General features: G+C 70.5%; 12 protein-coding genes. 5 read left to right on the top strand and 7 right to left on the bottom strand.

Going from position 1 to position 14504, the window contains the following annotated elements:
- From AC30N0_RS07915 to AC30N0_RS07930, 4 genes are all read right to left on the bottom strand, one after another.
- Positions 1-1382: polyamine aminopropyltransferase (locus AC30N0_RS07915; RefSeq protein WP_489517381.1), on the bottom strand; the 1382-nt coding region annotated here is incomplete at its 3' end.
- 10 nt (positions 1383-1392) lie between these two features.
- Positions 1393-1617, bottom strand: a complete 225-nt coding sequence (locus AC30N0_RS07920) for a DUF350 domain-containing protein (RefSeq protein ID WP_489517382.1) — start codon at positions 1615-1617, stop codon at positions 1393-1395.
- 40 nt (positions 1618-1657) lie between these two features.
- A complete protein-coding gene (locus AC30N0_RS07925; RefSeq protein WP_489517383.1) occupies positions 1658-3145 on the bottom strand; it encodes a DUF4178 domain-containing protein in 1488 nt (495 codons plus the stop codon).
- Positions 3146-3264: 119 nt separating this feature from the next.
- Positions 3265-4308, bottom strand: a complete 1044-nt coding sequence (locus tag AC30N0_RS07930; protein ID WP_489517384.1) for an SPFH domain-containing protein — start codon at positions 4306-4308, stop codon at positions 3265-3267.
- 92 nt (positions 4309-4400) lie between these two features.
- On the opposite strand from AC30N0_RS07930, the gene AC30N0_RS07935 reads away from it, so the two are divergent.
- Complete coding sequence (locus tag AC30N0_RS07935) at positions 4401-5618, top strand: FAD-dependent monooxygenase (RefSeq protein WP_489517385.1); 1218 nt, start codon at positions 4401-4403, stop codon at positions 5616-5618.
- Positions 5619-5679: 61 nt separating this feature from the next.
- On the opposite strand, the gene AC30N0_RS07940 is transcribed toward AC30N0_RS07935, so the two are convergent.
- Entirely contained in the window at positions 5680-6378 is a 699-nt protein-coding gene (locus AC30N0_RS07940) for a PEP-CTERM sorting domain-containing protein (RefSeq protein ID WP_489517386.1), read from the bottom strand.
- 135 nt (positions 6379-6513) lie between these two features.
- Between AC30N0_RS07940 and AC30N0_RS07945 the strand changes: the two genes are divergently transcribed.
- Positions 6514-7971 carry an amidase gene (locus tag AC30N0_RS07945; protein WP_489517387.1) on the top strand — a complete coding sequence of 486 codons (1458 nt, stop codon included), beginning with the start codon at positions 6514-6516 and terminating at the stop codon, positions 7969-7971.
- On the opposite strand, the gene AC30N0_RS07950 is transcribed toward AC30N0_RS07945, so the two are convergent.
- Positions 7964-9613 (bottom strand): alpha-D-glucose phosphate-specific phosphoglucomutase, encoded by a 1650-nt coding sequence (locus tag AC30N0_RS07950; RefSeq protein WP_489517388.1) that lies wholly within the window; start codon positions 9611-9613, stop codon positions 7964-7966. The two genes, AC30N0_RS07945 and AC30N0_RS07950, sit on opposite strands and share 8 nt — an antisense overlap.
- Positions 9614-9659: 46 nt before the next feature.
- On the opposite strand from AC30N0_RS07950, the gene AC30N0_RS07955 reads away from it, so the two are divergent.
- Positions 9660-10655, top strand: coding sequence for an AEC family transporter (locus tag AC30N0_RS07955; protein WP_489517389.1), 996 nt, complete (start codon positions 9660-9662; stop codon positions 10653-10655).
- A 61-nt stretch (positions 10656-10716) separates the two neighbouring features.
- On the opposite strand, the gene AC30N0_RS07960 is transcribed toward AC30N0_RS07955, so the two are convergent.
- A complete protein-coding gene (locus AC30N0_RS07960) occupies positions 10717-11451 on the bottom strand; it encodes a DUF642 domain-containing protein (RefSeq protein ID WP_489517390.1) in 735 nt (244 codons plus the stop codon).
- Between the two features lie 264 nt (positions 11452-11715).
- Here AC30N0_RS07960 and AC30N0_RS07965 point away from each other — a divergent pair, with 264 nt between their 5' ends.
- A complete protein-coding gene (locus tag AC30N0_RS07965) occupies positions 11716-13332 on the top strand; it encodes an ABC transporter substrate-binding protein (protein ID WP_489517391.1) in 1617 nt (538 codons plus the stop codon).
- A 19-nt stretch (positions 13333-13351) separates the two neighbouring features.
- Complete coding sequence (locus AC30N0_RS07970; RefSeq protein WP_489517392.1) at positions 13352-14359, top strand: ABC transporter permease subunit; 1008 nt, start codon at positions 13352-13354, stop codon at positions 14357-14359.
- Positions 14360-14504: the final 145 nt, after the last annotated feature.

A 14504-nucleotide genomic window follows, 5' to 3' on the forward strand; every position in this document is an offset into this window, starting at 1 on the left:
CGGCCGGCGACGATGAAGCCCCACTCGCCGAAGCTCGGCACGTGGGCGTGGTACGGGGTCGCCGTGAGACCGGCCGCCTCGATCGTCGTCGCCACGGTCCAGAAGCTCTTGCGCGCGATCAGCGGCGAGGTCGTCTGCACGACCGCGTAGCCGCTGGCCGAGAGACGGCGCTCGAGCAGCTCGTAGAACGTGCGCGTGTAGAGCTTGCCGATCGAGAAGTTGGTGGGATCGGGGAAGTCGACGACGATGGCGTCGAACATCGCCTCGTTCGCCTCGAGCCAGGCGAAGGCGTCGGCGTTGACGATCTCGACCTTCGGCGAGTGCAGCGAGTCGGCGTTGAGGCGGCGCAGCAGCGGCTCGGTGCGGAAGAGCCGCGTCATCTCCGGGTCCAGCTCGACCAGCGTGACGCGCTCGACGCCGGGGTAGCGCAGCACCTCGCGCACGGCCAGGCCGTCGCCGCCGCCGAGCACGAGGACGCGCCGCGGCGCGCCGTGCGCGGCCAGGGCCGGATGCACGAGCGCCTCGTGGTAGCGGTATTCGTCGCGCGAGTGGAACTGCAGGTTGCCGTTGAGGTAAAGGCGGATGCCGCCGTCGCTGGCGGTGACGACGATGCGCTGGTAGCGGCTCGTCGCGCTGTGGATCACGCGGTCGGCATAGAAGCGGTCCTCGGCCCAGGTCGTGATGCGGTCGGCTCCCGCCAGCGCCGCCAGGAGCGCCGCGACGGTGAGCACGCAGGCGACGAGATGGGCGAAGCCGGCGCGGATCTCGCCGCGGAAGAGCCACAGCGCCCAGACCGCAACGGCGGCGTTCAGCAGGCCGAAGAGGACGCCGGTGCGGATCAGGCCGAGATGCGGCACGAGCAGCAGCGGAAAGGCGATGGAGACGGCGAGCGCCCCGAGGTAGTCGAAGGTCAGCACCTGCGACACCACCGTCTTCAGCCCGCCGCGCTCGGCGCCGTCGCCGCGGAACTGGCGCTTGAGGATCCGCATCACGAGCGGGATCTCGAGCCCCACCAGGATGCCGACCAGGAGCACCAGGGCATAGAGGGCGAAGCGGAACGACGACGGGGCGAGCGACTGCAGTGCGAAGAGCGCCGCCGGCATCAGGCCGCCGACCAGGCCGACGAGGAGCTCGATGCGCAGGAACTGGGCGACGAGCTGGCGCTCGAGGAAGCGCGACAGGTACGAGCCCACGCCCATCGCGAACAGGTAGGCGCCGATGACGGTCGAGAACTGCAGCACCGAGTCGCCGAGCAGGTAGCTCGCGATCGTGCCGGCGGCGAGCTCGTACACCAGCCCGCAGGCCGCGACGACGAACACCGACGCGAGCAGCGCCACCTCGGCACTGCCGATCGGCGTCTGCGCGCGCGCTCCGGTCGGCATCGCCGGAGCGCTAGCCGTGCACCGCCGCCGAGACGATGAGCCCGATGGCGATGCACATCGAGCCGACGACGATCGCCAGGGCCAGGTTCTTCTTCTCGACGATCTCTTCCCACAGGTTGTAGGGCGTGACCTTGTCGACGATGAGGAAGCAGATCCAGAAGATGAAGACGCCGATCAGGGCGTACAGCACCGATCCGAAGATCACCGCGGGCTTCAAGAACTCGAGTCCTGTCATGGCTTGCTCCTGCTGGAAAAGATGATGGGGGTGCGGCGACCTACTTGTGCCCGCCGCCGGTCGAAAAGCCGCCAAAGGCGCCGCCGCCGGACCGCAAGCCGCCGCCGCTGCGCCGGCTGTTGAGGCAGCTCTGGTACTCCTGCGACGCCTCGCCGAAGGTGTTGCGGGCGTCGTTGCAGTCGGCCGCGCCGCCGCCGTCGCCGCAGCGGAACATGACCAGCACGATGGCGACGACGATGCCCCAGAAGATCATCTTGCCGGCGCCCGAGATCTTGCCGAGGCTGGTCGGCGCGGCATCGCGCTGCAGGGCGGCGGCCTGGTCGGGGGCGATGCGGAAGGCCTGCGCCACCGTGGCGGCGGGGAGCGTCTCGCCGGCCGACCAGACGACCTCGTGCGTGCCTTCGCCCTGCGTCTCCTCGCGATTGATCCGCCTGGCCGAGGCGGCGCCGGTGCCCTGGTAGTCGGTGTTGGCGGTTCGCTGCTCGCGCGTCAGCTGCCAGTAGAACTCGCCGAGGACGTAGGTGACCTGGCCGGTGTAGTCGTAGAGCTTCTTGTAGAAGACGTCCCGGTACTTGACGCCGTTGCCGGACGGCTCGGGCGCGCCGGTGACCGGCGCGGTCCAGCTCCAGCCGTCCTCGGCGTCGACGATGAAGGCGAAGCCGGTGCCGCGGTGATAGAGCAGGTATTCGCGCCAGAAGGTGCGCTCGTCCTCGTCGTCTTCGGGAATCTCGCAGCGCTCGACGTAGCCCACGACCTGCCACGGCCGCGGGGTGCCGCCGAGCGCGAGGGTGCCGACGCTGCCGAGGGGGATCTGCGGCTCGCTGCCGTTGTCCTGCGCGTAGTGGGCCAGGTCACCGCCGATGCCCTGCGACAGGTCGACGACCGAGCGGCACTGGTGGCAGACGATCGATTGCGTCGCCTCCAGCTCGACGACCAGCGCTGCGCCGCAGCTCGGGCACTGCAGGCTGCGCCCGCCGAGCGTCTTCTCGGCGCCCGCGCGCAGCCCGGTCAGGGCCAGCTCGGAGAGCGCCACCGATTGCCCCAGCGACCAGCCCGGGCGGCCCGGGTCGCTGTAGTCGAGGGTGCCGACCTCGCCGCGGCTGCTGCGCACGTCGGCGACGACGAAGCCGCGTTCGAGGTTCGGGCGCTTCGGCAGCTCGCCCTCGGCGGCGGCCAGGCGGGCCGCCACGACCGAAGCGACCGACCAGCGCTGGCCGTTGACGGTCAGCGGCGCGCCGGGGCGCAGCTGCTCGGCGGGAGGCACGGCGGTCTGCAACGGCGCATCGAAGGCGACCACGTAGCGGCTGTTGTCCTCCGACAGCCAGCCCGACTTCTGCGCGTCGGGGCCGGACTCGAACAGCGCGTGCCATTCGTTCCAGGTGCCGTCGACGGAGCGGTACTGCAGCCGACCGACCAGCATGAACGGCGCGCCCTGGAACCTGCCGGCCACGCCGAGCTGAAGCGGCGAGTGGTCGTCGAACAACTCGGCGCTCTCGCCGATCTTGCGCAGCTGGTCGCCGGCTCGCACGACGGTCGAGCGGCAGAAGCCGCAGATGGCGAACGGCGAGGCTGCGGAGCGGAATTCGACCGGCGCGCCGCAGTTGGGGCACGCGGCGCGGTAGGCGCGTTGCGGAGCGGGTTCCGTGCTCAGCTGAGCTTCTTCAGCAATTCGACCTTCTTGGCGTCGAACTCTTCCTGGGTCAGGATGCCCTTGGTCTTCATGTCGGCGAGCCGCTCGAGCGTGGCCATCACGTCCTCGGGCTTGACGCCGGCCGCGGCGGCCGCTGCCGCAGGCGCGCCAGGGGCCGCGGCGTTGAGGCCCTGGCTGAGCTGGTGGGCCATGGTCTGGCCGAGGGCGACGCCGGCACCGAGGCCGATCGCGCTGCCGACGACGCCGCCGCCGCCCTCGCCGCCCGCGCTCGCGGCGAACGCCGGGATCGACTGCGCGGTCTGGTACTGCATGAACTTGGCGGTGTCGCCGACCATGCCCATGCCGATCCGCTGGTCGAGGATCTTCTGCAGCTCCTCCGGCAGCGAGATGTTCTGCATCGTCACCGACTCGAGGCGGAGGCCGAGCTTCTCGAACGAGGGTGCGGTCGCCTCGCGCAGGGCGGTGGCGAACTCGACCTGGTTGGCGGCGAGGTCGAGGAACGGGATGCCGCTGCCGGCCACCGCGTCGGAGATGTGCTGCAGCATCAGGCCGCGCAACTGGCCATCGACTTCCTCGACGGTGTAGCGCTCGCGCGTGCCCGAGATCTCGTTGTAGAAGAGGCGCGGGTCGGCGATGCGGTAGCTGTAGTTGCCGAAGGCGCGCAGGCGCACGGCGCCGAAGTCCTTGTCGCGGATCGTCACCGGCTGGCTCGTGCCCCAGCGCTGGTCGATCTGCTGGCGCGTGCTGAAGAAGTAGACGTCGCTCTTGAACGGACTGCGGAAGAGCTTGTCCCAGTTCTGCAGGTAGGTCAGGACCGGGAGCGTCGCCGTGGTCAGGGTGTAGCGCCCGGGCCCGAACACGTCGGCGACCTTGCCCTCGTTGACGAACATCGCCATCTGCGATTCGCGCACCGTGAGCGAGCCGCCGTTCTGGATTTCGCGGTCCTCCATGGGGAAGCGCCAGGCCAGCGTGCCGTCGCCTTCCTCGGTCCACTCGATGATGTCGATGAACTGTTTCTTGATGAAATCCATCAGCGCCATGGCAGCGGTTCTCCGGGCGATACCCGATAGTCGGGTGCGGCGAATAATACGCCGGCCCCCCTGGAATGGACCCCCGAGATGAGTGCTCGCGCATGACCGATTCAACGCCGCTGCGGCTCGCGGTCGTCGGTGCCGGACCGGTGGGGCTGGCGCTCGCCCTGCACGCCGCCGACGCGCTCCCCGACGCCGCGATCACGCTGTTCGACGCCCGCCCGGCCGACAAGGACGTGTCCGGCGATCCGCGTACGTTGGCCCTCTCGCTAGGCACCGTGCAGCTGCTCGAGCGCATCGGTGCCTGGCCCGGCGATCGGGCCCAGCCCATCCTCGAGGTGCATGTCTCGCAGCAACCGCCGTCCATGCTCACAGCGCTGGGCGGCCGTTTCCGCGAGCCCGAGCTGACGATCCGCGCCGCCGAGGAAGGCGTTTCCATGCTTGGGGCGGTGCTCAGCTACGGTGCGGTCGTTGCACCCTTGCAGGAGGCCTGGCTGGCAGCGAGCGGGCGCGAGCCGGAGCGCCTGATCAGCCGGTTCGGCGCGCCGGTCGCGGCACTGAAGAACTTCGGCGGCGGTGTCGAAGTCGATGCGGGCATCGTCGAGTGCTTCGACCTGGCGGTCGTCGCCGAAGGCGGCGTTTTCGCCGGCGCCGCGCGGGGCGAGCTGGTGGCCGGACATCGCCCGGCGCTGCGCCACGACTACCGGCAGACGGCCTGGGTCGGCCAGGCGACGTTCGTGGCTGCCGAGCGCCGCGGCACGGCCTACGAGCGCTTCACGCGGCACGGGCCGGCGGCGCTGCTGCCGCTGCCCGACGGCCGGGCCGGCCTCGTGTGGTGCGTGGCTCGGGACGACGATCCGGTGCAGGGGCTCGACGACGCGCAGCGCGTGGCCGTGCTCAACACCCTCTTCCACCCGTCGACGCCGCGCATCGCGTCGATCTCGCCGCTGAAGAACTTCCCGCTCGGCCTCGTCGCCGAGCGGACGCTGACCAACGGCCGGACGGTGCGGATCGGCAACGCCGCGCAGACCCTGCACCCGGTCGCCGGCCAGGGCCTCAACCTCGGCATGCGCGACGCCTTCGAACTGGTCCGCTCGCTCGCCCGCAACCGCGACGTTCCGGCGGTGCTACGCCGGCTCGAGTGGCAACGCGCCCCCGATCGCTGGGCCATGATCGCCGTGACCGACTTCCTGGCCCGCAGCTTCACCTGGACCTTGCCGGGCGCCGGCGCGGCGCGCGGTTTCGGCCTCGCCGCGCTGCAGGGCCTGGGCCCGGTGAAGTCGTACATCGCGCGGCAGATGATGTTCGGCTCGCGCTGAGGGCAAAAGAAAAAGCCCCGCCGCAGCGGGGCTCTTCGAGCGCAGGCGATGCGTGTCCGAGTCAGCGCGCCGTCTTGCGCCGACGGGCGACCGCGCCGACGGCGCCCAGGCCGAGCAGCATCAAGGCGTAGGTCTCGGGCTCCGGCACCGGGCTCACGGTGCTGGTGGTGCCGAGGAACACGTCGTCAATGGCGAAATCGTTGCCGCTTCTGGCCGTGTTGCGGTTGATCAGGCTGAGCACCACCGAGGTGTTCGACCCGGAGTTCCACGACTTGCTGAGGCCCTCCCAGGTGCCGGCGAGGGCGAGGTTCGTCGTGGCCGTCCCCAGCGATTCGACGCCGGCACCGGCGACCGAGAACTCGAGCACCGATGGCGTGTTGCCAGGAAACGGGCCGCTGCAGCACACGTTCATGACGAAGGCCTCGAAGAAGTAGTTGGTGTTCTGGGCCACGCCGATGGCGCCGGACTGCCACACGACCGAACCGTCGACGGGGCTGCCGTTGCCGACGTACATGAGACCGGTGCCGCTCGTGTGGTCACCGGCCGAGATGAAGAACGGGTTCCAGGGAGACGGATTCGTGCGGACGGTGTACTGGCCTTCGGTCGAGTTCGACAAAGGCGAGAAGGTGTAGTCCGAGGAGAACCCGGTGTTGCCCGCCTCGAAGTCGCCGTTGACGACGAGGTTCTGGGCATGGGCGCCGGCGGCAGCGGCGAAGGCCAGGGCGGCGGCGAGAAGGCGAAGCGGGCTGCGGACGTGCATGGAACCTCCCTGATTTCTGGACGAAGCGCATCGTCGCCGTTCCCGGGTGCGGCCGCACTCCCGCGGTCACGGTGCGAACTGGACGAACGGTCGTCGGCCCTACGATCGGGCGCACGCCCACCTGCGCGCCTCGAAATGAGCCTCACCGACCTCGCCGCCCACGAACTCGCGGCCGCCATCGCATCTCGCGACGTGTCCTGCCGCGAAGTCATGGCCGCGTTCCTGGCCCGGATCGGCGCGGTCAACCCGCACCACAACGCCATCGTCAGCCTGCGCGATGAAGGCGATTGCCTGCGCGACGCGGAGCACTGCGATCGGGAGCTGAACCGGCGCGGCGCCGGCGCAGCCCCGGTGCCGTTCCTGTTCGGCTTGCCGCAGGCGATCAAGGACATCGCCGCGACCGCCGGCCTGCGGACCACGATGGGCTCGCCGCTGCTGCGCGACAACGTTCCGGCCGTCGACGGCCTCATGGTGCAGCGGATGAAAGCGGCCGGCTGCATCGTCATCGGCAAGACCAACACGCCCGAGTTCGGCCTTGGCTCGCACACCTTCAACGAGGTCTTCGGCCTGACCCGCAACGCCTACGACCCGGCGCGATCGGCCGGCGGCAGCAGCGGCGGCGCGGCGGTGGCGCTGGCGACGCGGATGCTGCCGGTCGCCGACGGCGGTGACTTCATGGGCAGCCTGCGCAACCCGGCCGGCTGGAACAACGTCTTCGGCTTCCGCCCGAGCCAGGGCCGGGTGCCGGCGTGGCCGGCCGCGGACGCCTGGGTGGCGCAGCTCAGCACCGAAGGGCCGATGGCGCGCACGGTCCTCGACCTCGCCCTGCTGCTCGACGTGCAGGCCGGTTGGGACCAGCGCGCGCCGCTCTCGCTGGCGCGGGAGGCGCCGTTCGCCGAGGGACTCGGCGGTCTCGCCACCGCGGGCATCCGCATCGGCTGGCTGGGCGACCTCGACGGCCACCTGGCGATGGAGCCGGGGATCCTCGACATCAGCCGGGCCGGCCTGGCCCGGCTCGAAGGGCTCGGGTGCGCGGTCCAGCCGCTGCGCCTGGGCTTCGCGCCCGAGCGCGTCTGGGAGACGTGGCTGGTCTGGCGCGCCTGGCTCGTCAAGGCCCGGCTCTCGCCCTTTCTGCGCGACCCGGCGAATCGCAGCCTCATGAAACCGGAGGCGCTCTGGGAGCACGACCGGGGCGCTCACCTCACGGCAACCGACGTGATGGCCGCCAGTTGCGAGCGAACCGTGTTCTACGAGCACCTGCTCGGCCTGTTCGAGCGTGTCGAGGTGCTGGCACTGCCGACGGCGCAGGTCTGGCCGTTCCCGGCCGAGTGGCGCTGGCCGAAGGAGATCGCGGGGCGGGCCATGGACACCTACCACCGCTGGATGGAGGTGGTCGTGATCGCCACCCTCGCCGGCCTGCCCTGCGTCAGCGTCCCGGCCGGCTTCGACGCGCGCGGGCTGCCGATGGGGCTGCAGCTGATCGGCCCGCCGCGCGGCGACCGCGACCTCCTGCGCCTGGCGGCGGCCTACGAAGCTGCGGCGGCCGACGTGCTCGCGGTTCGCCCGCCGACGGTGCCGCCCGGCTCTACGTGACGACGCTCGGCTCGCTGCGGCCGGTCCGGGCCCGGATGCCGGCGATCGCCTCGGCCCGGGCGACGAGCGGGGCCAGGGCTTCCTGTGCCGGCATGTCGTGCCGCGCGGCATCGACCTCGAAGCGTTCGTAGTAAACGCGCAGGGTCGCGCCTTCGGTGCCGGTGCCGGAGAGGCGAAAGACGATGCGCGAGTCGTCGTCGAAGGCGATGCGCATGCCCTGGCGCGTCGTCACCGAACCGTCTACCGGGTCGGTGTAGGCGAAGTCGTCGGCGCTGCGGACGACCGCCGTGCGCCCGTCCGCAGCCGCGAAGGGGCAACCCGGCAGGGCCGCGAGCGAGCCGCGCAGTTCGGCCATCAACGCGTTCGCGGCGTCGGCGTCGATGCCTTCGTAGTCGTGCCGCGAGTAGACGTCGCGGCCGAAGCGGCGCCAGTGGTCGCGCACGATGGCCTCGACCGACTCGCCGCGGACAGCGAGGATGTTGAGCCAGAACAGGACCGCCCAGAGGCCGTCCTTCTCGCGTACGTGGTCCGAGCCGGTGCCCGAGCTTTCCTCGCCGCAGAGCGTGGCCATGCCGGCGTCGAGCAGGTTGCCGAAGAACTTCCAGCCGGTCGGCGTCTCGTGGCAGGCGATGCCGAGCGCCGCCGCGACGCGGTCGGCGGCGCGGCTGGTCGGCATCGAGCGGGCGATGCCCTTCAGGCCGCTGGCGTAGCCCGGGACGAGGTGTGCGTTGGCGGCGATGACGGCAAGGCTGTCGCTGGGCGTGACGATGAAGTCGCGGCCGACGATCATGTTGCGGTCGCCGTCGCCGTCGCTGGCGGCGCCGAAATCGGGCCCATCGGTGCCCGACATCGTCGTGATCAGCGCCGCCGCGTAGGTGGGGTTCGGGTCCGGGTGGTCGCCGCCGAAGTCGGGCAGGGGCCGGCCGCGCATGACGCTGTCGGCCGGCGCGCCCAGCCGGTTCACGAAAACCTCCTGCGCGTACGGCCCGGTGACGGCGTTCATGGCGTCGAAGCGCATGCGGAAGCGACCGTCGCGCAGCAGGGCGCCGATGGCCTGGAAGTCGAACAGGCCGGCGAGCAGGTCCGCGTGATCGGCGACCGGATCGATGACCTCGACGGTCATGGCCGCCAGCCGCGACGAGCCCAGCCGCGACAGTTCGATGGGGTCGGCATCGAGCGTGAGGTAGCGCGCGATCGACTCGCTCCGGGTCCAGACCGCCTCGGTCATCCGCTCCGGCGCCGGGCCGCCGTTGCCGGCGTTGTACTTGATGCCGAAGTCGCCGTCCGGGCCGCCCGGGTTGTGGCTCGCCGACAGGATGATGCCGCCGAAGGCAGCGCGCTCGCGGATCACGCAGCTCGCCGCGGGCGTCGACAGGATCCCGCCCCGGCCGACGAGGACGCGGCCGAAGCCGTTGGCCGCCGCCATGCGCAGGATCAGCTGGATCGCCGCCTCGTTGAGGAAGCGCCCGTCGCCGCCGAGCACCAGCGTCTGGCCCTGGAAGCCCTCGAGCGAGTCGAAGATCGACTGCACGAAGTTCTCGAGGTAGTGCGGCTGCTGGAACACGGCCACCTTCTTGCGCAGGCCCGAGGTGCCCGGTCGCTGGCCGGCGAACGGTGTGGTGGGAACGGTTCGAGGGGTCATGGATGCGGACGGGATCCGGCCGATTCTGTCGCCGATACTGCCCCCCATGTCGTCGCTGGTCTTCGCCAAGCTCGTCGTCATCTTCCTGATCGTCGTCGTCGGTTGGCTGGCGGCCCGGCTGCGCTGGCTCGGCAGCGGCGACCCGGGCCGTACGCTCGCCAGCGCCGCCTTCTGCATCTTCGTGCCGGCCTTGCTCTTCCGGACCTCGGCGCGGGCCGACTTCGACCAGCTCGACCTGCGCCTCCTTCTCGCCTTCTTCCTGCCGGCGCTGGCGCTGGTCGCCGGGGTCTATGCCGCGGAGCGTTGGCGGGCGGCGCGTCTGCGCCGCAGCGGCCACGCCGGCGCGTCGCTGCCGGCCGAGCCCGCCGTCCGCGCGTTTTCCGCTTCGTTCGGCAATGCCGTGCAGATCGGCATCCCCCTGGCCGCTGCGCTGTTCGGCGAGAGCGGGCTGGCCCTGCACCTCACGCTGGTGAGCCTGCACGCGCTGGTGCTGCTCAGCGTCGCGACGACGCTCGTCGAGCTCGATCTCGCCGGCGAGCGCAGGCGGGCCGGGTCGCGCTCGCACCTGCTGCGCATGCTCGGCTCGACCGCCCGCAACACGGTCGTCCACCCGGTCGTGCTGCCGGTGCTGGCCGGCCTGGCCTGGAATGCGAGCGGGCTGCCTTTGCCGACGGTGGTCGACGAGCTGCTCGTGACGCTGGGCCAGGCGGTCGTGCCGCTCTGCCTCGTGCTGATCGGCATCTCGCTCGCGACCTACGGCGTGCGCGGCGCGGTTCGCGGTGCCGTGGTGGTTTCGGTGCTGAAGCTGCTGGTGCAGCCGGCACTGGTCTTCGCCGCGGCACGCTGGGGCTTCGGCCTCGGCGGCGTCAAGCTCGCGGTGGTGGTGATGATGGCGTCCCTGCCGGTCGGCAGCAATCCGCTCCTGTTCGCAGAGCGCTATCGGACGCTGCAGGCCGAAGCGAGCGCGGCCATCGTCTTCTCGACCGTCGCCTTCGTCGTCACGGCGCCGCTCTGGCTGGCGCTCCTGCACCCTGCCGGCTGACCGGTCGAGCGGCCTGCGCAGTGCCCGACCAGTCGGTGCTGCCCACGCGTTTGCGGGCGTGCTACAGCGCCCTGTCGCGCAACTGATCAGGGCCGCGAGCACGGCGGCGACGGGCGGCGATGAAGGCCAGGCCACCGGCGATCAAGGCCCACTCGGCCGGCTCCGGCACAGGCGTCGTGACGGCGACAGCGGTGAGCGATACGTCGTCCAGGCCGTTGAAGAAATTGCCGGGTCCGCTGCCGTTGAGCAACGTCAGCGTGGTCGTCGCGCCCGCGGCGACGAGGTCTACCGTGAAGAGCTGCCAGTTGACGGAGTTCCGCGGCGCTGCCGCGTTGGCGAAACTGGTGCGCGCGCTGCCGTCGATCGAGAGGTCGATCGTGGCGGGAAAGAAGATCGAGTTGTCGCTCGTGCCGCCGACGTAGAACGAGAGCGTGTAGGGCGCGCCAGCGACCGTCGCGACCGTCTGCGTCACGCCGCTCAGCATGGAATTCGACGAGACACCGGCGAGGTCGAGCCACTGCGAGCCCGCAGCCGCATTGAAGGTGATGCCGTTCTGCACGAAGGTGCCGGAGACCACCGCCGAGTCGACACCAACGACCGTCCACCCGGTGATCAGCGGCGATCCGGCGCCGAAGTTCTGATAGAAGCCCGGTGTGACCACCGGGGCCTCGAACGACCCGTTGACAAGGAGGTTGGCGGTTGCCGTCCCCTGGGCCATGCAGAGCGCAACGAGAGCGCCGGCATGGCGGCTCCAGGGGCCGACGCGTGCGCGGGCGAGATTCAGGAAACGGCTCATGAGGGGCTCCCCCGTGCTGCGACTCGCCATTCTAGGAACGCGCCGGTGGAAAGGACCGGGCAGATGGCCCGCCGCCCCGCGTTCAGGGGGTCGAGGCGCTCGCCCTAGCGGCCACCCACCGCCCGGATTGCGCGGCACACGCGCTCGATCCAGACAGCCAGGCCGGCCAGGTCGCAGCAGCACGAGACCTATCATCGCCTCCTGCCGCGCGCCGGGGATGCCGCCCCGAACCCGCTGCCGCGCCTCAACCGATCGGAACGACCCATGACTCTCCGCACCGTTCGAAGCGTCGCCGTGATCGCTGCGATCGCGCTGGCCGCCGGCGCCAGCGGCGGCGCTTTCGCCGCCAAGACCCTCGTCTACTGCTCCGAGGGCAGCCCCGAAGGCTTCAACCCGCAGTTCTTCACCACCGGGACCACGCTGGACGCCTCGTCGGTGCCGATGTTCAATCGCCTGGTCGAGTTCGATCTCGGCACCACCAACCTCGTTCCGGGCCTGGCGCAGAGCTGGACCGCGACGCCGGACGGCCTGAGCTACACCTTCAGGCTGCGCCCGGGCGTCAAGTTCCATTCGAGCGCCCGCTTCACGCCGACGCGCGACTTCAACGCCGACGACGTGCTGTTCTCGTACAACCGGATGGCCGACCCGGGCCACCCCTTCCACAAGGTGACGCCGGGGCAGACCTACGCCTACTTCGAGGACATGGACCTGAAGAACATCGTCGAGAAGGTCGAGAAGCTCGACCCGATGACGGTGCGCTTCATCCTGAAGAAGCCGGAAGCGCCGTTCATGGCCAACCTGGCGATGGACTTCGCCTCGATCCATTCGGCCGAGTACGCCGACAAGATGATGGCGGCGGGCACGCCCGAGGTGATCGATCGCGAGCCGATCGGCACCGGCCCGTTCCAGTTCGTGTCCTACCAGAAGGACGCGGTGATCCGCTACAAGGCGTTCGATGCGCACTGGAGCGGCCGGCCGAAGATCGACAACCTGGTCTACGCCATCACGACCGATGCGTCGGTGCGCTACGCCAAGCTGAAGACGGGTGAGTGCCACGCGATGGCGTTCCCGAAGCCGGCCGACGTCGCGCTGATGAAGGCCGACCCGAACATCAATGTCGTCTCGCAGCAGGGACTCAACGTCGGCTACATCGCCTTCAACGTCGAGAAGAAGCCGTTCGACTCGAAGCAGGTGCGCCAGGCGCTGAACATGGCCGTCAACAAGCGCGCCATCCTGGACGCCGTGTTCCAGGGCGCCGGGCAGGTGGCCAAGAACCCGATCCCGCCGACGCTCTGGTCGCACAACGACCGGATTCAGGACTATCCGTACGACCCGGCCAAGGCCAGGGCGCTGCTGGCCGAGGCCGGCTATCCGAACGGCGTCGACGTCGAGCTCTGGTACCTGCCGGTGACGCGGCCCTACAACCCCGACGGCAAGCGCATGGCCGAGCTGATCCAGGCCGACTGGGCAAAGGTCGGCGTCCGCACCAAGCTCATCACCTACGAGTGGGGCGAGTACAGGAAGCGCAGCAAGGCCGGCGAGCAGCACGCGATGATGTTCGGCTGGTCGGGCGACAACGGCGATCCGGACAACTTCTTCGTGCCGCTGCTCGGCTGCTCGGCGGTCAAGGGCGGCGGCAACGTCGCGCGCTGGTGCCACGAGGGCTTCGAGAGGCTGATCCAGAACGCCAAGCTGGCGACGCGGCAGAACGACCGAGCGGGCTTCTACGGGCGCGCGCAGGAGGTGGTGAAGGAAGAGGCGCCGTGGATCCCGATCGCGCACTCGGTCCGCTTCGACGCGGTCCGGAAGGAAGTGCAGGGCTACAAGATGGACGCCACCGCGCACCACTTCTTCCACAAGGTGGACATGCCGGCGCAGTGACCGGCGCGCGGGCGGCGCCTTGCTCTCGTTCATCCTGAAGCGGGCCGGCCTGGTCGTCCCGACCTTCCTCGGCATCACGCTCTTCGTCTTCGCCCTGATCCGCCTGATCCCGGGCGATCCGGTCGAGGCGCTCTCGGGCGAGCGCGGCATGACCGAGGAGCGCTACCGGCGCCTGCTGCACGAGTTCGGCCTCGACCGGCCTCTGCCGGTGCAGTACGGCGACTACGTCTGGCGCGCCCTGCACGGCGACCTCGGCATCTCGACGATCACGCACGAACCGGTCTTTGCCGAGTTCATGGCGCGCTTTCCGGCCACGGTCGAGCTCTCGGCGGTGGCGATGCTGCTGGCCCTGGTGATCGGCATCCCGGCCGGCATCGTCGCCGCGGTCAAGCGCAACACGGTCTGGGACTACTCGGTGATGGGCGCATCGCTGACCGGCTACTCGATGCCGATCTTCTGGTGGGGCCTGCTGCTCATCCTCACCTTCTCGGTGACGCTCGGCTGGACGCCGGTGTCCGGCCGCATCGCCATCCGCTACGACATCGCGCCGGTGACCGGCTTCATGCTCGTCGACTCGCTGCTCGCCGGCGACAAGGGCGCGTTCCGCAGTGCCCTGTCGCACCTCGTGCTGCCGGCAATCGCCCTCGGCACCATCCCGCTCGCCGTCATCGCGCGCATGACGCGCTCGTCGATGCTCGAGGTGCTGCGCGAGGACTACGTGCGCACGGCCCGGGCCAAGGGCGCCGGCCGCTTTCGCGTCATCGCCATCCACGCCCTGCGCAACGCCCTGATCCCGGTGGTGACGACGATCGGCCTGCAGGTCGGGACGCTTCTCGCCGGCGCCATCCTGACCGAGACGATCTTCGCCTGGCCCGGCATCGGCAAGTGGCTGGTCGAGGCGATCCACCGCCGCGACTACCCGGCGGTGCAGGGCGGCATCCTGATGACGGCGACGATCATCATCGCCGTCAACCTGGTCGTCGACCTGCTCTATGGCGTGATCAATCCGCGGATAAGGCATCGATGAGGCCCCCACGCTCACTCCGTTCGGTGCCCCCCGAGGGGGCGCGGGCGGGCGTGGGGGGACCCGGCGGCCGGCCGCCCGCGTCGGAGGCCCCCGAGCCGCCGTCGCCGCTCGCCGGGCGGGGGGGGGACATAAGGGGCCACCCCGG

Source organism: Rhizobacter sp., from assembly GCF_031412495.1.
In the GTDB taxonomy this organism is placed as follows: Bacteria; Pseudomonadota; Gammaproteobacteria; order Burkholderiales; family Burkholderiaceae_C; genus Schlegelella_A.